Here is an 18,028-nt window from a genome sequence, read left to right as displayed (position 1 = left end):
CTTTTTCTCGGTTAAGTTCAAGAAAGCCTTGTACTTAAACTAACGCCATTTAATGATAGAATACTCTTTTTAACTTGTGGATAAAACTGGAAAATGGCAAAACGTAAAACTGCCTACGTGTGTTCCGATTGCGGCGCAGAATTTCCTCGGTGGCAGGGACAATGCACAGAGTGCAAAGCGTGGAATACGATAAGCGAATTTGTGGTGGCAAGTGCTAAAACCGCAACTAGACAGGTAAATTCAGGTTACGCTGGGCAAACGGCAGCAAAAGTTGAAAAGCTAAACGCCATCGATCTAGAGGCACTTCCCCGATTCTCATCCGGTTTTAAAGAGTTAGATAGAGTATTAGGTGGCGGTATTGTTCCAGGAGCTGCTATGTTGATCGGCGGGTCTCCTGGAGCCGGAAAAAGTACGCTGCTGCTACAAGTGATGTGTCAGATGGCTAAAACAGAGAAAGCCCTTTACGTCACGGGAGAGGAATCTCTGCAGCAGGTTGCAATGAGGGCAAAGCGCCTTGCTTTGCCTGATGACAACTTAATGATGCTGGCAGAAACCAACGTAGAAACTATCTGCGAGCTGGCCTTGGCTGAAAGCCCAAAAATTATGGTCATCGACTCTATTCAGGTTATGCATGTTGCCGATGTTCAGTCTGCGCCGGGCAGCGTGTCTCAAGTGAGAGAAAGTGCGGCCTATTTAACGCGTTTTGCCAAACAAAACCATATTGCTATGTTTATTGTCGGTCACGTTACTAAAGACGGTAATTTGGCGGGGCCGAAAGTGCTAGAGCACTGTATTGATAGCTCAATGATGCTGGAAGGGGAAAGTGACGGTCGTTACCGCACCCTAAGAAGCCACAAAAACCGTTTTGGTGCTGTTAATGAACTCGGTGTTTTTGCAATGACAGAAAAGGGGCTCAAGGAGGTAAAAAATCCTTCGGCAATCTTTTTAAGTCGTGATGAGAATGAAACGCCGGGCTCTAGTGTGATGGTCATTTGGGAGGGAACTCGGCCTCTTCTCGTAGAGATTCAAGCTTTGGTTGATTACTCGCAAATGTCGAACCCAAGACGAATTGCCGTAGGACTCGATCAAAATCGTTTGTCGATGCTGCTCGCTGTTCTACATCGTCATGGTAATGTTCAAATGAACGACCAAGATGTATTTGTGAACGTAGTTGGTGGGGTAAGAGTAACGGAAACCAGTGCAGATTTAGCTCTTTTACTCGCAATGATTTCCAGTTTTAGAAATCGTCCGCTTCCCAACGATCTCATTGTTTTTGGTGAAGTGGGGTTGGCAGGAGAAATAAGACCTGTTCCCAACGGTACAGAGCGGATCATTGAGGCTACAAAGCATGGCTTCAAACGCGCTATAGTGCCAAAAGCAAATATGCCGAAGCAGACTATGCAGGGGATGAAAGTTATACCTGTTGCTCGGCTTAGCGAAGCACTGAACGCTTTGGAGTGATCGTTATGGAGTGATCGTTATCGAGTGATCTCTGTGGAGTAATCGTTAGATACTGAATAGTGTTACTTCACACTCCAATGTTTTTAACCCGCCTTAGATTCGTGCTGATAAACAGCGTTGACTAGGGCGTTTAAATCCCTCTCTTCAATGCCTTCATCTTCGCTATTTAACGCAATTAGCCGCCTGAGTGCACTTACACAGTTAATGTCCATTCGGGCGACTTTACAGCCCAGAGAAACCAGCGACTGTCGGGTATCTGCATGTCGATAAAGCTGTTCTATGTAAAGTGTAATTTCAGGGCTGTCTTCATTAGCTTGAAATGTTGCCACGTAAGGGTCGTGACTATCAAAAGGGAGTATTGATAAAGCGCTTTCGCTAGCAAGCAGTTTTATCCCTTGCAACGATACATCATGAACAATGACGTGTATTTCTTTTCCTTCGTGGGCGAGTGTTCCTGGAACGTCTAATTCAACCCTCTGGAACTGGCGCTTATCTGTCATACATAAAATCTTAAAAAATACCCTGATACTCTCAGTATTGGTGAATAATGACAGGTTCGCAATGTCACGTGAGAAAAAATGTTTTTGTATTCATGTGCATCGGAGTTTACGTAGTTTCGAAATGGTGTATAGAAAAAGTGGAAGGGGAAAAAAGAGGCCTCCAGTTAAGAAGGCCTCTTTGAAAGCTATTCTTATTTCGCCATACGTTTGTATTTAAGACGGTGAGGCTCTACGACGTCTTTACCAAACTCTTGTTTGAGCCAGGTTTCATAATCGGCATAGTTCCCTTCAAAGAAGTTAATATTCCCCTCATCACGATAGTCCATAATGTGAGTTGCAACCCTATCTAAGAACCATCTATCGTGCGAGATAACCATGGCACAACCCGGAAACTCAAGCAGAGCATTTTCTAATGCTCGGAGTGTTTCCACATCGAGGTCGTTGGTGGGCTCATCGAGTAAAAGCACGTTGCCGCCGGCTTTTAAAAGCTTAGCTAAATGCACACGGTTTCGCTCTCCACCCGATAAGTCTTTGATAAACTTCTGCTGGTCATTGCCTTTGAAGTTAAAGCGGCTGCAATAGGCGCGACTGTTTATCTCGAAGTTGCCAATTCGAATAATATCTTGATCGTCTGAAATTTCCTTCCACACAGTATTTTTTCCATTCATGTGGTCTCGGAACTGTTCGACAGCGGCAATGTTTACGGTGTCACCTAAATCAATCGTTCCCGAGTCAGGTTGTTCTGCCCCCGTTAACATTCTAAATAAGGTAGATTTACCAGCCCCGTTTGGCCCCACAATACCCACAATGGCACCTTTAGGTACGCTAAACGAAAGGTCATCAATGAGAACACGGTCGCCATATGATTTTTTCAAGTTCGACACTTCAATGACTTTATCGCCCAGTCGCTCTCCAGGTGGAATAAAGAGCTCGTTGGTTTCATTTCGCTTTTGGTAATCACTTGTAGACAGTTCCTCAAAGCGAGCCATACGAGCCTTACTTTTTGCATGGCGGCCTTTAGGGTTAGAGCGAACCCACTCTAATTCTTGTTTAATACTCTTTTTGCGGGCCGATTCAACGCGCTCCTCTTGCTCAAGACGACTTTCTTTTTGCTCAAGCCAAGATGAGTAGTTACCTTCCCATGGAATACCTTCACCGCGGTCAAGCTCCAGAATCCATCCAGCAACATTATCCAGGAAATACCTATCATGGGTAATCGCTACAACGGTACCTTCGTAATCGTGTAAGAAGCGCTCAAGCCAGGCTACCGATTCAGCATCCAAGTGGTTCGTCGGTTCATCAAGTAATAGCATTTCAGGTTTTTCCAGCAACAAACGGCATAGTGCAACCCGTCTTCTTTCACCACCCGAAAGTTTGCTTACATCGGCATCCCATGCAGGAAGTCTTAGCGCATCAGCGGCTCGCTCAAGTACATTATCAAGATTATGGCCGTCTTTTGTCTGAATGATTGCTTCTAATTCACCTTGTTCTTTTGCTAAGGCGTCAAAGTCAGCATCTGGGTCTGCATAAGCTGCATAAACTTCGTCTAGACGGGTGAGAGCATGTTTAACATCGGCTACGGCTTCTTCGATGTTGCCACGCACATCTTTAGTCTCGTCTAACTTTGGTTCCTGAGAGAGGTAACCAATTTTCAAACCCGGCTGTGGACGGGCTTCGCCCTCGATCTCGGTATCAATGCCTGCCATTATGCGCAGCAATGTCGATTTACCTGCGCCATTCAAGCCTAGAACTCCGATCTTTGCTCCTGGAAAAAAACTAAGAGAGATATTTTTTAAAATTTGTCGATTCGGTGGCACAATTTTGCCAACGCGGTGCATACTATAAACGTACTGAGCCATGCTCTAACCTCGCTAAAAACGCGGTGAAAATAAAATGATATTGTAATCGCAACACTATAGCTCGCGCCAGTGCGTAAAGCCATTGTATGCGGCAGTTGCGTTTTTTTTGTTCGCTTAATGCATCAAAATCCAATATTGCATCAAAGCATGAAAAGAAATCAGTTAAACTTAGCGAAAAAACGTACCTCCGAACTAGCAAAACGGTTTTTGTTATTTCGAAAGTCGATACGAGTTGAACGAGTTACGGCAACATAAAGTATACAAACGGTCAGAAATTAAATAGGTAATGAAGCGTATGACAACCATTGATAAAGGTCATTATTGTTTAGAAGAACTTGCCAACCACGTAGGTGGGGTTGTTCAGGGAGATAGCGGCATTACTATATCTTCGGTTGCCACACTGTCTGGTGCGCAAAGTCACCAAATCTCTTTCTTGACTAATCCTAAGTACAAGTCGCAGTTGAAAAGCACAAATGCTGGAGCGGTGATTGTTCACGAAAATGTAAAAGAGAGCGTAATCGGGGCGGCGCTTATCGTAGACAATCCACACGTTGCATTTGCTCGCATTGCGCAGTTATTCGACACGACACCCGTGGTAGCAACCGGTATTGCAGATACTGCAAAAGTAGCGTCTTCAGCGCGGATAGGTAGCAATGTAGTGTTAGGCCACAACGTTATTATTGAGGATAACGTTGTGCTTGGTGATGGCGTGAGCATAGGTGCCAATACCGTCGTTGGAAAAGGCGCTCATATTGGAGAGGGAAGTACACTCTATCCAAACGTTACTGTGTATCACGGTGTTGTAATAGGAAAGCGGGTGACTATTCACAGCCAAACCGTTATCGGTTCGTCGGGTTTTGGTTATGCAAACGATAAGGGCGTTTGGTTGCCTATTCCCCAACTCGGTGGTGTGCGCATTGGTGATGACAGTCAGATTGGCGCCAATACTAGTATCGATCGAGGCGCGCTAGACGATACGGTTATAGGTGTTAACGTTATCATAGATAACCAAGTTCAAATTGGTCACAATTGTGTTATTGGTGACCATTCCTGTATTTGCGGTGCTACTGGTATTGCGGGAAGCTGCAACATCGGCCGGCATGTTATTATTGCTGGTGGGGTAGGAATCAATGGCCATATCAGCATTTGCGACAATGTGCAGGTAACAGGTTACACCATGGTGGTACAAGACATTACGCAACCCGGTGTCTATTCATCAGGACAACCAGCACAAACAAACAGAGAATGGCGTAAAAATGCGGTGCGCTTACAAAAGATTGGTAGCCTTTTTGACCGTGTAAAAGCGCTAGAAAAACAGGTCTGATGTGCCTGTAGCCTGCGATTTACGTTAAACCTACGCCATTTAAATTAATTTAGCCATAAAGCGGTATACAAGCATCCGAAAATGACTAGAATATGGCTGCAAAATTATGCAGTCCATATCCGACGCATCATGCCAAAAAATAATCGCAGTTAAGGAGCCCCCATGTTTTCTCGCGAAATGAACATAGCTGACTTTGATCCAGAATTAGCCAAAGCAATGGCAAATGAAGTTGAGCGTCAAGAACATCACATTGAGCTTATTGCCTCTGAGAACTATTGTAGCCCACGTGTGATGGAAGCTCAGGGCTCTCAGCTTACTAACAAGTATGCCGAAGGTTACCCGGGTAAGCGTTACTATGGCGGTTGTGAGCATGTTGACGTAGTTGAGCAACTAGCCATTGATAGAGCTAAACAGCTGTTTGGTGCTGAATACGCGAACGTACAGCCCCATGCAGGTTCTCAGGCAAACACTGCCGTATTTATGGCGTTACTAGATGCTGGTGATACTGTATTAGGTATGAGCCTTTCTGAGGGCGGACACCTTACCCACGGTTCTCACGTTAATTTCTCGGGCAAGACGTACAACGCTGTTCAGTACGGACTAAACAATGAAACGGGCGAAATTGATTACGCGCAAGTAGAAGCTTTGGCGAAAGAGCACAAGCCTAAAATGATCATAGGTGGTTTTTCTGCATACTCAGGCGTTGTTGACTGGGCTAAGTTCAGAGAGATCGCTGATAGCGTAGGCGCATACTTACTTGTCGATATGGCTCACGTTGCAGGCTTGGTTGCCGCGGGTGTATATCCTAACCCATTACCGCATGCACACGTTGTGACCACAACGACACACAAAACCCTTGCGGGTCCTCGTAGCGGTCTTATTCTTTCATCGTGCGGCGACGAAACGCTTTATAAAAAGTTTAATAGCTCGGTATTTCCTGGCAACCAAGGTGGCCCACTTTGCCACGTTATTGCTGCTAAAGCCGTGGCATTTAAAGAAGCACTTGAACCTGAGTTTAAAGTTTACCAGCAGCAGGTTGTTGCAAATGCGAAAGCGATGGTTAAAGTAATGCAAGACCGCGGGTACAAAATTGTTTCTGGCGGTACTGACAACCACCTATTCTTACTAGACCTTATTGATAAAGATATCACTGGTAAAGATGCTGACGCGGCCCTTGGTGCAGCAAATATAACGGTTAATAAAAACTCAGTGCCAAACGACCCTCGCTCTCCGTTTGTAACAAGCGGACTTCGCATTGGTAGCCCAGCTATTACTCGCAGAGGTTTTAAAGAAGAGCAGGCAGAGCAAGTAGCAACGTGGATTTGCGATGTTCTTGATAACATGGGCGATGAGTCTGTTATCAAACGCGTTCAAAGTGAAGTGGTTGCGTTGTGCTCAAAATATCCTGTTTACGCTTAAGTAAATAAGATTGTCTTTTATTGCGTACTTTGGTACTAATGCAGAGATGTTTTAGGCTAAGTACGCAATAATAAAGGATATTCTATGTTTTGCCCTTTTTGCTCAGCGCAAGAGACAAAAGTCATCGATTCTCGGCTAGTTGCAGAAGGGCATCAAGTACGCAGAAGACGCGAATGCGCCCAGTGCCATGAGCGTTTTACTACCTTCGAAAGTGCCGAACTAGTTATGCCCCGCGTGATAAAACGCGATGGTTCGCGGGAGCCTTTTAATGAGGATAAACTGCGGGCTGGTTTACAACGAGCGCTCGAAAAACGCCCCGTCAGTACTGAAAAAGTAGAGCAGTGCATCTTATCCCTTAAATCAGAACTCAGAGCAACTGGTGAACGAGAAGTTGAAAGTGAGCTTCTTGGTACACTCATCATGAAAGCGTTAAAAGAGCTAGATAAAGTAGCTTATGTGCGGTTTGCGTCGGTCTATCGCTCGTTTGAAGACATACGAGAATTCGGTGAAGAAATCGCGAGACTCGGAGACTGACTACAGGACAGCACGTGCAGCATAAAAGCATAAAATCTGATTATTATTGGATGGCGAAAGCCATTCAACTTGCCAAAAAAGGGCTTTACACCACGTCGCCCAATCCCAGAGTAGGCTGTGTTATTGTTAATGGAAACAATCAATGTATTGGCGAAGGCTTTCATATACAGGCCGGAACACCTCACGCTGAAGTACACGCGTTAAAGCAAGCCAGTAAAGCTGGTCGAAACACGCTTAGCAATGCTACAGCTTATGTCACACTTGAACCTTGCAGCCACTATGGTCGTACTCCCCCTTGTGCTGAAGCACTTATAAAGGCCAACATTGGCAAGGTAGTCATTGCAATGACAGATCCTAACCCAAATGTGAGCGGCAATGGGATACGAAAATTGCAGGAAGCAGGAATTGAAGTGGTAAGCGGTGTTATGGCTGCAGAGGCTGCGGCAATTAACCCTGGCTTTATTAAACGCATGCTTACTGGAAAACCTTTCGTCAGAGTTAAGCTCGGTATAAGTTTAGACGGCAAAATAGCGTTAGAAAATGGTGTAAGCCAATGGATAACAGGCCCTGAGGCCCGAAGAGATGTGCAGCGCTATCGCGCCAGTAGTTGTTGTGTGCTTACTGGCTCTGGCACCGTGATAGCTGACGATCCTAGCTTATTGGTACGGGCAAACGAAGCGCAGTTTAGCCACTATCCACTTGAAAGAATTCGTCAACCTACTCGCGTGGTGGTGGATAGTAAAGAGGTAGTTAACTCAGATTATCAGTGTTTGAAGGACGGAAATACAACGCTCATAGCCACCATTAACCCTCACCCTGACACGGCCGCTCGCCACTATTTAACCATCACACCAAAGCAGGGAAGAGTTGATTTAGACGCTCTTATGCAATCACTTGGTGACAAGCAATATAACGAGGTTTGGGTAGAAGCAGGTCCTGGTTTGGCAGGCGCACTATTAGACGCTGGATTAGTTGATGAATTTATTTGTTATCAAGCGCCCATGTTATTGGGAAATAAAGGCATGAGTATGGTGAATCTGCCATCCTATACCTCTATTGAGCAATCTATTTCACTCACGCTTATTGAAAATCGTCAGGTTGGTAACGACATTAAGCTTGTATATCGACCGGACACAGATAGCTCGCGAGATTAAACGCGGCAAAGAGGAAAGCTATGTTTACTGGTATTATTCAAGCTCTGGGTACAATTCAAAAGTTAGATAACCGAGGCAAAGATATTCGGCTAACTGTATCTTCTCAGCATTTAGATATGACTGATGTAGCCCTTGGCGACAGCATTGCAACTAATGGCGTCTGCTTGACGGTAACCGATGCGGGTGATGATTATTATTGCGCTGACGTTTCTACTGAGACTATCAAGTTGACTGGCTTTAAGAATTACAGCGTTGGGTCTACTGTTAACTTAGAAAAAGCGATGCGGCCTACAGACCGTTTCGGCGGTCATATTGTATCTGGCCACGTAGATGGTGTTGGAGAAGTCAGCCAAATTATTAAACACACTGACTATGTTGAAATTTGGGTAAAGGCTCCAGAGGCCATTGCAAAGTATATCGCACATAAAGGAAGCATAACCGTAGACGGCGTGAGTTTAACTGTTAATGAAGTTAATGGTGCCGAATTTATGTTATGGATTATTCCACACACGTTAAAAGAGACAGTACTAGGTACTTATAAGGTAGGTACTGCTGTGAATTTGGAAGTTGACGTCATTGCTCGGTATTTGGAGCGCCTAATGTTAGGTGACAAGGCGGCTGAGCCAGCCGCGAAAGGCATTGATATGGCCTTTCTAGCAGAGAATGGATTTTTAAAAAAATAACCCTACAAGAAGAAAGAATATGGCATTTAATACATCAGAAGAAATAATTGAAGATATCCGTCAAGGCAAGATGGTTATCTTGATGGATGATGAAGATCGTGAAAACGAGGGCGATCTTATAATGGCGGCAGAACACGTTACGCCAGAAGCCATTAACTTTATGGTAACCCATGCTAGAGGTTTAGTGTGCCTTCCAATGACACAAGAACGTTGCCGTAGGCTCAATCTGCCCTTGATGGTTGATAAAAACGAAGCTCAGTTCTCCACCAACTTTACCGTTTCTATTGAAGCGGCTACCGGGGTTACAACGGGTATATCCGCTGCCGACCGCGCCACAACAATAAAGGCCGCTGTAGCCAAAGACGCTAAAGCCACCGATATTGTGCAGCCTGGCCACATTTTTCCTCTTATTGCAAAAGAGGGAGGTGTATTAAATCGAGCGGGTCATACTGAAGCCGGCGTAGACTTACCGCGTTTAGCAGGTCTTGAACCCGCTGGTGTGATTGTTGAAATTTTAAATGAAGACGGCACTATGGCTCGCAGGCCAGAGCTTGAAACGTTTGCCAAAAAGCATGATTTGAAGATTGGAACAATAGCCGACCTTATTGAATATAGAAATCTCAATGAGACAACGATAGAGAAAGTTGCTCAGTGTAGTATGCCTACAGAGTACGGTGACTTCGAACTGCACACATTCAAAGACAGCATCGATAATCAGCTACACTTTGCGTTGAAAAAGGGTGAGGTTTCAGAAAATACGCCTACGCTTGTTCGCGTTCACTTGCACAATACATTTAGTGATCTGCTCGGGTCTACCCGTGGTATTAACCGCTCGATGACATTGTCTCAGGGTATGCAAAAGATAGCCGATGAGGGTGGAGTTCTTGTGTTACTTGGCAAAGACGAACAAATTGAAAATCAAGTGCGTCGCTTTGCTGCAGAAGATAGGGGAGAGCGCCCCGCTGGTGCAGACTGGCAAGGTTCTTCTCGCACAATAGGTGTGGGCAGTCAAATTTTGGCATCGATGGGTGTTCACAAAATGCGGCTGTTAAGTAAACCCATAAAGTATCATGCACTATCAGGTTACGGCTTAGAGGTTGTGGAATACGTTCACGATTAGCCCTGAAGCGCATTGAATAGTCCTTATTTCTAAAAGGCATCGCCGTCATAATTACTTCGGCGGCGAACAAATTTGCTTTTAATTAATATCAACCTTCTTTTCAACGATTGCGCGGTCTGCACAATAAAATTGTTGGGTAAAGAAACAATCGATTTAGTTTAGGCGCAGTTATGGTATACTTCGCGCCGCTTTTTCTCGAGGAATGAAAACATGCAAGTTATTGAAGGTAACATCCGTGCGACGGGTAAAAAATTCGCCATTGTTGTATCACGCTTTAACAGTTTTGTTGTTGAAAGCTTATTAGAAGGTGCACTTGATACCCTAGAGCGTCACGGCGAAGTGAACAGTGATGACATTACGGTTGTAAGAGTACCGGGTGCTTACGAACTACCTATTGTTGCTAAGAAACTTGCCGAGAAAAAATCATTTGACGGCATCATTGCACTAGGCGCGGTTATCCGCGGCGGAACACCACACTTCGACTTTGTAGCTGGTGAATGTAATAAGGGGTTAGCGCAAGTATCATTAGAATACTGCGTGCCTTTGTCATTTGGTGTCATCACAACAGATTCAATAGAACAAGCTATCGAGCGTTCAGGCACTAAAGCGGGCAACAAAGGTGCAGAAGCTGCACTAGGCGCGCTTGAAATGGTTAACGTTATCGATGCCGTTGAAAAGCTTTAAGGTAATTATTTAGTGAAAGTTTCAGCTCGTCGTAAAGCCCGTGAGTTAGCCTTGCAAGGCATTTATTCATGGCAAATGAGTCATAACGATATTCAGCAAGTTGAACTGGCGTTAGCAACCAGTAACGACATGCAGAAGGTCGATATGGCATATTTCCAAGCGCTACTGCGCGGAGTAGCCCATAACGCAAGTAAGTTGGATGCGACGATAAAGCCTTATCTTGGCCGATTACCAGAAGAGTTGGATGCCATTGAAAAAGCGATTCTTCGCATTGCAACACTGGAGCTCACTGAACGCATCGATGTGCCATACCGCGTGATTATTAATGAAGCCATTGAGCTTGCTAAATCATTTGGTGCTGAAGATAGTCATAAATTCATAAATGGTGCACTCGACAAAGCAGTGAAAACACTGCGAAAAGACGAGCGCGATTAACCTATTTCAGTGACACTGGACGTTACTTAAGGTTTTAATAAATACCGTGAAAGAATTCGACCTTATCGGCCGCTACTTTTCTGCTGGCGGCCACAAAAGACGAGACGTAGTTATTGGTATTGGTGATGATTGTGCCGTGACAATGGTACCTGAAAATCAGCAGTTGGCAGTAACTACCGATACGCTTGTAGCAGATGTACATTTTTTAAGAGACGCGCCCGCAAAGTCAGTAGCTTACAAAGCCGTAGCAGCTAATCTTAGCGACCTCGCTGCGATGGGGGCTGAGCCTGCATGGATAAGCCTATCGCTGTCACTTCCTGAAGTAGAAGAAACATGGTTAAGTGATTTCGTTTCAGGTCTGTACGAGCTTACACAATACTACTCGGTTCAGCTCATTGGTGGTGATACTGTAAAAGGCCCCATGGCGATGACTATTACCGCACAAGGTTTTATTCCTCCGGGCTCTGAACTTACCCGCAGCGGTGCTAAACCGGGAGACTGGGTTTACGTCAGCGGAACTTTGGGAGATGCAGGTGCAGGCTTGGATATTCTTCAAGGTAAGCTTGATGTGTCCGGAGAGGCCAGAGATGTTCTCATCAATCGACATTATTTTCCGACTCCGAGAGTTGCTGTAGGTACCGCTATGCGCCGTATTGCATCTTCTTGTATCGATGTATCGGACGGTGTTATTTCGGACCTGAAGCATATTCTTAGCGCTTCTGGCTGTGGTGCTAACATTCATGTCGATCGCCTTCCGTTATCTCGCGCATTAACGAGCGCGGTAACACAAGAAGAAGCGATAGAATACGCGCTCTCTGCAGGCGATGATTATGAGTTGCTTTTCACTGTGTCTGAAGAGCAGCGGGGCAGTCTTGAAACTTCTATCGCCAGCTCTAACGTAAAAGTCACCTGTATTGGGCAACTAACCGGTCATTCAGACAAGTTAATGTTGTATAAAAATGATGAAAAATACGAGCCGAAGCAATCTAGCGGCTACGAACATACGTTTTAGAATGAGCGCTTTTTATGCAGGCTGAGTTTCGTGCAAGAGTGAGTATGAAAAACCCGGTGCACTTTTTGGCTTTAGGGTTTGGCAGCGGTCTTGTTCCGGTTATGCCGGGTACATTTGGTTCGTTAGCCGCGATACCTTTACTTTTACTATGCGCTCAAGTATCCACTCTCTCTTTCATTGCGGTAACGCTAATGGCGTCGGTGATTGGCATTTATCTATGTGGTAAAACTGCTGATGATATGCAAGTGCACGACCATGGCTCTATCGTGTGGGACGAGATAGCAGGCATGTTTGTAACCTTCTTATTTTTGCCAGTCACGGCATCTACCCTTGTCATTGGTTTTTTGTTATTTCGAGTCTTCGACATACTAAAACCGTGGCCTATAGGCATTATTGATAAAAGATTACACGGCGGAACAGGGATTATGTTGGACGATCTGCTTGCCGGCGCTATGGCTTGCGGATGTTTGCACATAGCGATTAATCTTTGGCCTGCGGTGCTTACCCTTTTTTAGAAACGATAATTTAATTTTCAGTATTCTACTTACAGTAAAAAGCCCTCGCTGAAGAGTAACTTCTTCGGCGAGGGCTTTTTTCATGCTTTAAATATTATGCTTTTAATAGCATGCTTTAAAAAATTTGCCAATTTATCAAAACTCAAAAGAGTTAAAATAGTAGTTGCTCAGCGGTTCGTATTATTCCTTCTGCGTCAAGCCCATGCTCTTTATACATTTCTTGCTGTGTACCTTGTAATATGAAGCTATCAGGTAGCCCCAGTATCTTTACGGTTTTCATTATACCTCGTTGTTGAAGGTACTCTAAAACAGCACTACCGGCGCCACCCATAACGCAACCATCTTCAAGCGTTAGCAATACATCGTGATTACTGGCTGCTTGTGCAATGGCGTCGCCATCTATGGGCTTGACAAAACGCATGTCTATCACCGAGGCGTTGAGCTTTTCTGCGGCCTCAAGAGCATGTGGTAGTAGGCAGCCAAAGTTAAGGATCGCAACGCGCTTGGAAGCTTCTGCGGTGCTTTCTTTCAGTACTCGAGCCTTGCCTATTTCCAGCGCTTTCATGGTCTGATCTGGTGTTACGCCCATTCCTGCACCACGGGGGTATCTCACCGCAGCAGGTTGCTGTGCTATATGGCCAGTGTAAAGCATTTGCCTGCACTCATTTTCATCCGAAGGGGCCATAACAATTAAGTTGGGAATACAGCGTAAAAATGCAATGTCGAAAGCACCTTGGTGTGTTGGTCCGTCTGCGCCAACAATGCCAGCCCTATCGATAGCAAAAAGAACCGGTAAGTTTTGAATCGCTACATCGTGTATAAGCTGATCGTAAGCCCGTTGTAAAAATGTAGAGTAAATCGCAACGACAGCGTTGAGACCTTCTTTTGCTAAACCAGCTCCGAAGGTGACCGCATGTTGCTCTGCTATAGCCACATCAAAGTACTGTTCTGGATATTGCTGTGAAAACGCCACCATACCGGAGCCTTCGCGCATGGCCGGAGTTACAGCCATTAACTTTGAGTCTTTAGCGGCCATGTCGCACAACCACTGCCCGAAAATAGCAGAATAGGTAGGAGCTGTGGCTTTAGATTTTGGAAGCGCATTGTCAGCAGGGTTAAACTTGGGAACAGCGTGAAACTTGATAGGATCTTCTTCTGCAACCGCGTAGCCTTTACCTTTTTTGGTCACCACATGCAGTAGTTGAGGGCCTTCAAACTTACGCATGTTGCGAAGAGTGTCAACAACCGCATTCACGTCGTGTCCGTCAATAGGACCTATGTAGTTAAACCCTAGTTCTTCGAAAATGGTGCCTGGCACCACCATGCCTTTCAAGTGTTCCTCGGCACGGCTAGCAAACTCTTTTATTGGCGGCACGTTACTTAGAAGCTTCTTACCACCGTCCCGGATTGAATTAAAAAGATTTCCCGTAAGCAGGCGTGCTAAATGGCTGTTTAGTGCACCAACATTTTCCGAAATAGACATTTCGTTGTCGTTGAGAATAACGACCATGTCTTTCTTGATATCACCCGCGTGATTCATGGCTTCAAAGGCCATGCCCGCAGTCATTGCACCATCGCCGATGACTGATACAATTTTTCTGCCTTTAGCTTCTTTTTCAGCGGCAACAGCCATGCCTAACGCGGCACTTATTGACGTGGATGAATGGCCCACTGCAAAGGTGTCATAATCACTTTCAAGCGGCCATGGAAACGGGTGCAGGCCGTCTTTTTGTCTTATTGTAGACATTTTCTCCGCGCGACCGGTTAGGATTTTATGCGGATATGCCTGATGTCCCACATCCCAAAGAAGACGGTCGAAAGGAGTATTGTATATGTAGTGAAGTGCAACTGTTAATTCCACAGTGCCTAGGCCAGAAGCAAAATGCCCGCTACTTTGGCTCACACAAGTCAGCAGGTATTCGCGAAGTTCATCAGCGAGATCGCGGAGCTTATCTTGTGGTAACTTCCTTAGTTTGTCCGGCGTTTGCGCAAGGGCAAGCGTTGGATAATGTTGGAGATCTAAACTCATTTTTTTATTATCTTTTCAACATGGCGCGTGGCTAATGGTCACGTTTTACCAAAAGCTCGCTAAACGCGATTAAACTATCTGTATTGTAAGGTAAACGGGCTAATGCTTGTAGTGCATTCTCGTGAAGTGTTGCTAACTCATCTTTAGCTCCACTTAACCCCAGTTTTGCAGGAAAAGTGTTTTTGCCGAGTGCTTCATCGGAACCTGCAGGCTTACCTAAACTTTCATTACTACCTTCTACGTCTAAAATATCGTCTTGGACTTGAAATGCGAGCCCGATATTATTGGCAAAGAGCATGAGATCTGTCTCCGCCTCTTTGTCCAATGTGCTGCACACAGTAGCAATCATTTCTACGCAAGCGCGAAGCAGCGCACCTGTTTTGAGCGTATGAAGGGTTTTTAATGCCTCTATGTCTATGGTTTTCCCTGTACTTGCCAAGTCTATTGCCTGGCCTCCACACATACCAAGGTATCCTGCACTTTTCGCCAAAATACTGAGAAGCTTTGCTCTATGGGCGTCGCCGTATTCGCTCATTGGCGAATCGGCTAATATACTAAAACCAAGTGTTTGAAGCGCATCACCTGCTAAAATTGCAGTTGCCTCATCAAAAGCAATGTGGCAAGTGGGCATACCTCGACGTAAATCGTCATCATCCATAGCAGGAAGGTCGTCATGCACAAGCGAGTAGGCATGAACACACTCAATAGCCATACTGATGGCTATTTGATCTTTTTTGGGCACATCTAGCGTGTTGCCTACCACATGAACGAGTAGGGGACGCATTCGCTTTCCACCAGCTAGTAGAGCGTGCCGCATGGCCGCTTTGAGTGACGGAGCGTAATCGGGTAACTCTTCAATTAGTTGTAGCAAGGACGCATCAGTTTGCTGCTTTACTTGCTGATGCAGAGCAGAGAAATTCATTAGGATACCTGTGGCTAACAAGTGAGCAGATTAGGGTTGTTCACTTTCTGGCAGCGATTTTAATACGTCTTCGCCTTGTTCATTTAGAAGAATTTGAACTTTTTGTTCTGCATTTTCGAGAGATTTTTGACCTTGACGAGAGAGCGCTATACCGCGTTCAAACTTTTCCAGCGCTTTGTTAAGCGGAAGGTCGCCATTTTCCATTTCATCGACAATAGATTCCAATTCGGCAAGCGTTTCTTCAAACGATGCAGTGTCCTTTTTTGTTGTCATAAGAGAGCTCAGCTGTAGGCGTCAATAACATAACGCGAACCTTAACGGACGGTTGCACAAGGGTCAAATGGTTTGTCCTCATATTAAGTATATCTCTCTGGTCAGCTAAAACTTTACTGCCTATGGTTAACCTAACGGTGGATTGTTGTTCAAAGTAGAGCTACAACTAATCAAGAACAATTAACCTAAAACAATTTGATAATTGTCACCGAGAAATAAACGGATTAAAAATCTATTTTTGCATAAACGAACTCACATAATTGTGATATTTTTCAACTATGTTGTTTTAGATTTTCTATACTTTGCCGATAGAATCAAAGTATATCAATAGCATTGGCTGCGCATAAATGGGGAAGAGTAAGTGGATTTAGCAACGGTCATAGGTATGTTGGGAGCCATCGGCTTTGTTGTAATGGCAATGTTGATGGGCGGTAGTATGAGTATGTTTATCAACGTACCCTCGCTTCTCATCGTGTTCGGTGGAAGCTTATTTGTCGTGCTATCTCAGTTCACATTAGGCCAATTCTTTGGTGCCGGTAAAATCGCCGGAAAAGCCTTCATGTTTAAAATTGAGCCACCTGAAGAGTTGATTGAGAAGATCGTTGAAATGGCTGACGCTGCCCGCAAAGGAGGCTTTCTAGCCTTGGAAGAGGCCGAAATAAGCAATGAGTTTATGCAAAAGGGTGTGGACATGCTGGTGGATGGTCACGATATTGAGGTAGTTCGAGAAACCCTGTCTAAAGATATCAAGATGACATCGGACCGTCACGAATTCGGTGCAACTATATTTAAAGGTATGGGCGATGTGGCTCCAGCCATGGGCATGATTGGCACGTTAGTTGGTTTGGTAGCTATGTTGTCTAACATGGATGATCCTAAATCTATCGGTCCGGCAATGGCGGTAGCCTTGTTAACAACTTTGTATGGTGCCTTTTTTGCCAATATCGTTTGTTTGCCTATTGCTGTGAAGCTGTCTAACAGAGCGGCAGAAGAGCAGCTCAATCAAAGCCTGATACTAGATGGCATTGTGGGCATTGCTGATGGCCAAAACCCTCGCGTTATCGACGGAATATTAAAGAATTACTTAGCAGCGAGTAAGCGCGGCTCAGGTGAGGAAGAGTAATGGCTGAAGAAGAATGTCCCAAGTGCCCACCCGAAGGCCTTCCTGCGTGGATGGGTACATTTGCCGATTTGATGTCGTTATTAATGTGCTTCTTTGTACTCTTGCTCTCATTTTCAGAAATGGACGTTTTAAAATTTAAGCAAATAGCGGGTTCAATGAAATTTGCTTTCGGGGTTCAAAATAAGATAGAGGTAAAGGACATTCCCAAGGGAACAAGCGTTATTGCTATGGAATTCAGGCCAGGTAAGCCTGATCCCACCCCCATAGAAACTATTCAACAGCAAACCATCGAAATGACTCAGCAAATGCTTGAGTTTCAAGCGGGCGATGAAGACTCTGCTGGGGGGAGGCAGAAACAGCGTGGTGAACAGCGCGGTGGACAGGCTCAACAGACTGCTACGGATTCCTCTTCATCAGCCTCACAAAGCTCTGAACAATCGCAAACGGCTGAGCTAATGAAAAAAGTGGCGCAGCAACTGCAAAAGCAAATATTAGACGGTTCAATAGAAATGGAGTCTTTAGGGCAACAGCTTACTATTCGAATTCGAGAGAACGGTTCATTCTCGGCAGGCTCTGCTTTCCTGCAACCTCAATTCAAGCCGATCATACAAAAAATCGGATTTTTACTTGCAGATGTACCTGGCGAGATAGCAATATCCGGCCATAGTGATGGTCAGCATATTGCTAACGAGCTATACCGTTCAAATTGGGACCTGTCCGCCCAGCGTGCTGTCGCTGTTGCCGAGGCAATGCGAACGGCTCAAGGTTTCGATGAGAGTAGAATGTCGGTGGTTGGGTTGGCAGACACAAAGCCTATTGTAGAAAACGCAACGTCTCCCCAAGACAGAGCGAAGAATCGAAGAGTGGAAATTAATATTAACCAGGGTGAGCCTATGATCTCAAAACCCATTTCCGTAGTTAATGATTAGCTCTAGATACTTGTAAATAGAGGCGACGAATTATTATTTAAACTTGTTATTT

At 45.0% G+C, this 18,028-nt stretch carries 18 protein-coding genes; 13 read left to right on the top strand and 5 right to left on the bottom strand.

Annotated elements, in window-relative coordinates; all coding sequences use genetic code 11:
• The first annotated feature begins 93 nt into the window (after positions 1-93).
• The gene (radA, locus tag CW735_RS13040; RefSeq protein ID WP_100972516.1) at positions 94-1,461 is read left to right on the top strand and encodes a DNA repair protein RadA; all 1,368 of its coding nucleotides are present in this window, start codon (positions 94-96) and stop codon (positions 1,459-1,461) included.
• Between the two features lie 83 nt (positions 1,462-1,544).
• Here the strand turns inward: radA and CW735_RS13035 are convergent, their stop codons facing one another.
• The gene (locus CW735_RS13035; RefSeq protein WP_071980091.1) at positions 1,545-1,961 is read right to left on the bottom strand and encodes a PilZ domain-containing protein; all 417 of its coding nucleotides are present in this window, start codon (positions 1,959-1,961) and stop codon (positions 1,545-1,547) included.
• A 191-nt stretch (positions 1,962-2,152) separates the two neighbouring features.
• Positions 2,153-3,820, bottom strand: a complete 1,668-nt coding sequence (gene ettA, locus CW735_RS13030) for an energy-dependent translational throttle protein EttA (RefSeq protein WP_071980090.1) — start codon at positions 3,818-3,820, stop codon at positions 2,153-2,155.
• A gap of 295 nt (positions 3,821-4,115) precedes the next feature.
• On the opposite strand from ettA, the gene lpxD reads away from it, so the two are divergent.
• The 10 genes from lpxD (at position 4,116) to CW735_RS12980 (ending at position 12,700) form a co-directional block, all read left to right on the top strand.
• Positions 4,116-5,144 carry a UDP-3-O-(3-hydroxymyristoyl)glucosamine N-acyltransferase gene (gene lpxD, locus CW735_RS13025; protein ID WP_100972514.1) on the top strand — a complete coding sequence of 343 codons (1,029 nt, stop codon included), beginning with the start codon at positions 4,116-4,118 and terminating at the stop codon, positions 5,142-5,144.
• 162 nt (positions 5,145-5,306) lie between these two features.
• The gene (gene glyA, locus CW735_RS13020) at positions 5,307-6,563 is read left to right on the top strand and encodes a serine hydroxymethyltransferase (RefSeq protein ID WP_071980088.1); all 1,257 of its coding nucleotides are present in this window, start codon (positions 5,307-5,309) and stop codon (positions 6,561-6,563) included.
• A gap of 84 nt (positions 6,564-6,647) precedes the next feature.
• A complete protein-coding gene (nrdR, locus tag CW735_RS13015; protein ID WP_071980087.1) occupies positions 6,648-7,097 on the top strand; it encodes a transcriptional regulator NrdR in 450 nt (149 codons plus the stop codon).
• A gap of 50 nt (positions 7,098-7,147) precedes the next feature.
• On the top strand, positions 7,148-8,251 hold the full coding sequence (gene ribD / locus CW735_RS13010; RefSeq protein WP_442857512.1) for a bifunctional diaminohydroxyphosphoribosylaminopyrimidine deaminase/5-amino-6-(5-phosphoribosylamino)uracil reductase RibD: 1,104 nt from the start codon (positions 7,148-7,150) through the stop codon (positions 8,249-8,251).
• A gap of 20 nt (positions 8,252-8,271) precedes the next feature.
• Positions 8,272-8,934: a riboflavin synthase gene (locus tag CW735_RS13005; protein ID WP_071980086.1), complete on the top strand. Its 663-nt coding sequence runs from the start codon at positions 8,272-8,274 to the stop codon at positions 8,932-8,934.
• A gap of 19 nt (positions 8,935-8,953) precedes the next feature.
• Complete coding sequence (gene ribBA / locus CW735_RS13000; RefSeq protein WP_071980085.1) at positions 8,954-10,054, top strand: bifunctional 3,4-dihydroxy-2-butanone-4-phosphate synthase/GTP cyclohydrolase II; 1,101 nt, start codon at positions 8,954-8,956, stop codon at positions 10,052-10,054.
• A gap of 210 nt (positions 10,055-10,264) precedes the next feature.
• On the top strand, positions 10,265-10,738 hold the full coding sequence (gene ribH, locus CW735_RS12995) for a 6,7-dimethyl-8-ribityllumazine synthase (protein WP_071980084.1): 474 nt from the start codon (positions 10,265-10,267) through the stop codon (positions 10,736-10,738).
• Between the two features lie 12 nt (positions 10,739-10,750).
• The gene (gene nusB / locus CW735_RS12990; RefSeq protein WP_071980083.1) at positions 10,751-11,173 is read left to right on the top strand and encodes a transcription antitermination factor NusB; all 423 of its coding nucleotides are present in this window, start codon (positions 10,751-10,753) and stop codon (positions 11,171-11,173) included.
• A 46-nt stretch (positions 11,174-11,219) separates the two neighbouring features.
• Positions 11,220-12,185 (top strand): thiamine-phosphate kinase, encoded by a 966-nt coding sequence (gene thiL, locus CW735_RS12985; RefSeq protein WP_071980082.1) that lies wholly within the window; start codon positions 11,220-11,222, stop codon positions 12,183-12,185.
• A gap of 14 nt (positions 12,186-12,199) precedes the next feature.
• Positions 12,200-12,700 carry a phosphatidylglycerophosphatase A family protein gene (locus CW735_RS12980; RefSeq protein ID WP_071980081.1) on the top strand — a complete coding sequence of 167 codons (501 nt, stop codon included), beginning with the start codon at positions 12,200-12,202 and terminating at the stop codon, positions 12,698-12,700.
• Between the two features lie 151 nt (positions 12,701-12,851).
• Here the strand turns inward: CW735_RS12980 and dxs are convergent, their stop codons facing one another.
• From dxs to xseB, 3 genes are read right to left on the bottom strand one after another with little or no spacing between them, the layout of a single operon-like run.
• The gene (gene dxs, locus CW735_RS12975; protein ID WP_071980080.1) at positions 12,852-14,729 is read right to left on the bottom strand and encodes a 1-deoxy-D-xylulose-5-phosphate synthase; all 1,878 of its coding nucleotides are present in this window, start codon (positions 14,727-14,729) and stop codon (positions 12,852-12,854) included.
• A 31-nt stretch (positions 14,730-14,760) separates the two neighbouring features.
• Positions 14,761-15,651 carry a farnesyl diphosphate synthase gene (locus CW735_RS12970; RefSeq protein WP_071980079.1) on the bottom strand — a complete coding sequence of 297 codons (891 nt, stop codon included), beginning with the start codon at positions 15,649-15,651 and terminating at the stop codon, positions 14,761-14,763.
• A 30-nt stretch (positions 15,652-15,681) separates the two neighbouring features.
• Positions 15,682-15,924, bottom strand: coding sequence for an exodeoxyribonuclease VII small subunit (xseB, locus tag CW735_RS12965; RefSeq protein WP_071980078.1), 243 nt, complete (start codon positions 15,922-15,924; stop codon positions 15,682-15,684).
• Positions 15,925-16,285: 361 nt separating this feature from the next.
• Here xseB and pomA point away from each other — a divergent pair, with 361 nt between their 5' ends.
• Both pomA and CW735_RS12955 read left to right on the top strand, forming a co-directional pair.
• The gene (pomA, locus tag CW735_RS12960) at positions 16,286-17,047 is read left to right on the top strand and encodes a flagellar motor protein PomA (RefSeq protein WP_071980077.1); all 762 of its coding nucleotides are present in this window, start codon (positions 16,286-16,288) and stop codon (positions 17,045-17,047) included.
• Positions 17,047-17,976: a flagellar motor protein MotB gene (locus CW735_RS12955; protein ID WP_071980076.1), complete on the top strand. Its 930-nt coding sequence runs from the start codon at positions 17,047-17,049 to the stop codon at positions 17,974-17,976. Before pomA ends, CW735_RS12955 begins: the two co-directional genes overlap by 1 nt.
• The last annotated feature ends 52 nt before the right edge of the window (positions 17,977-18,028 follow it).

This window comes from Alteromonas sp. MB-3u-76, from assembly GCF_002831605.1.
GTDB classification, from domain to species: domain Bacteria; phylum Pseudomonadota; class Gammaproteobacteria; order Enterobacterales; family Alteromonadaceae; genus Alteromonas; species Alteromonas hispanica.
Note: the sequence above shows the minus strand (reverse complement) of the source record. Positions and strands in the feature narration are given on the sequence as shown.

What these genes read in the sequence shown, in the direction of transcription:
- nrdR (WP_071980087.1), top strand. Translation starts at nt 6,648, where the DNA reads ATGTTTTGCCCTTTTTGCTCAGCGCAAGAGACAAAAGTCATCGATTCT.
- ribBA (WP_071980085.1), top strand. Translation starts at nt 8,954, where the DNA reads ATGGCATTTAATACATCAGAAGAAATAATTGAAGATATCCGTCAAGGC.
- CW735_RS13035 (WP_071980091.1), bottom strand. Translation starts at nt 1,961, where the DNA reads ATGACAGATAAGCGCCAGTTCCAGAGGGTTGAATTAGACGTTCCAGGA.
- dxs (WP_071980080.1), bottom strand. Translation starts at nt 14,729, where the DNA reads ATGAGTTTAGATCTCCAACATTATCCAACGCTTGCCCTTGCGCAAACG.
- xseB (WP_071980078.1), bottom strand. Translation starts at nt 15,924, where the DNA reads ATGACAACAAAAAAGGACACTGCATCGTTTGAAGAAACGCTTGCCGAA.
- ettA (WP_071980090.1), bottom strand. Translation starts at nt 3,820, where the DNA reads ATGGCTCAGTACGTTTATAGTATGCACCGCGTTGGCAAAATTGTGCCA.
- radA (WP_100972516.1), top strand. Translation starts at nt 94, where the DNA reads ATGGCAAAACGTAAAACTGCCTACGTGTGTTCCGATTGCGGCGCAGAA.
- CW735_RS12980 (WP_071980081.1), top strand. Translation starts at nt 12,200, where the DNA reads ATGCAGGCTGAGTTTCGTGCAAGAGTGAGTATGAAAAACCCGGTGCAC.
- CW735_RS13005 (WP_071980086.1), top strand. Translation starts at nt 8,272, where the DNA reads ATGTTTACTGGTATTATTCAAGCTCTGGGTACAATTCAAAAGTTAGAT.
- glyA (WP_071980088.1), top strand. Translation starts at nt 5,307, where the DNA reads ATGTTTTCTCGCGAAATGAACATAGCTGACTTTGATCCAGAATTAGCC.
- ribH (WP_071980084.1), top strand. Translation starts at nt 10,265, where the DNA reads ATGCAAGTTATTGAAGGTAACATCCGTGCGACGGGTAAAAAATTCGCC.
- lpxD (WP_100972514.1), top strand. Translation starts at nt 4,116, where the DNA reads ATGACAACCATTGATAAAGGTCATTATTGTTTAGAAGAACTTGCCAAC.
- ribD (WP_442857512.1), top strand. Translation starts at nt 7,148, where the DNA reads ATGGCGAAAGCCATTCAACTTGCCAAAAAAGGGCTTTACACCACGTCG.
- CW735_RS12970 (WP_071980079.1), bottom strand. Translation starts at nt 15,651, where the DNA reads ATGAATTTCTCTGCTCTGCATCAGCAAGTAAAGCAGCAAACTGATGCG.
- CW735_RS12955 (WP_071980076.1), top strand. Translation starts at nt 17,047, where the DNA reads ATGGCTGAAGAAGAATGTCCCAAGTGCCCACCCGAAGGCCTTCCTGCG.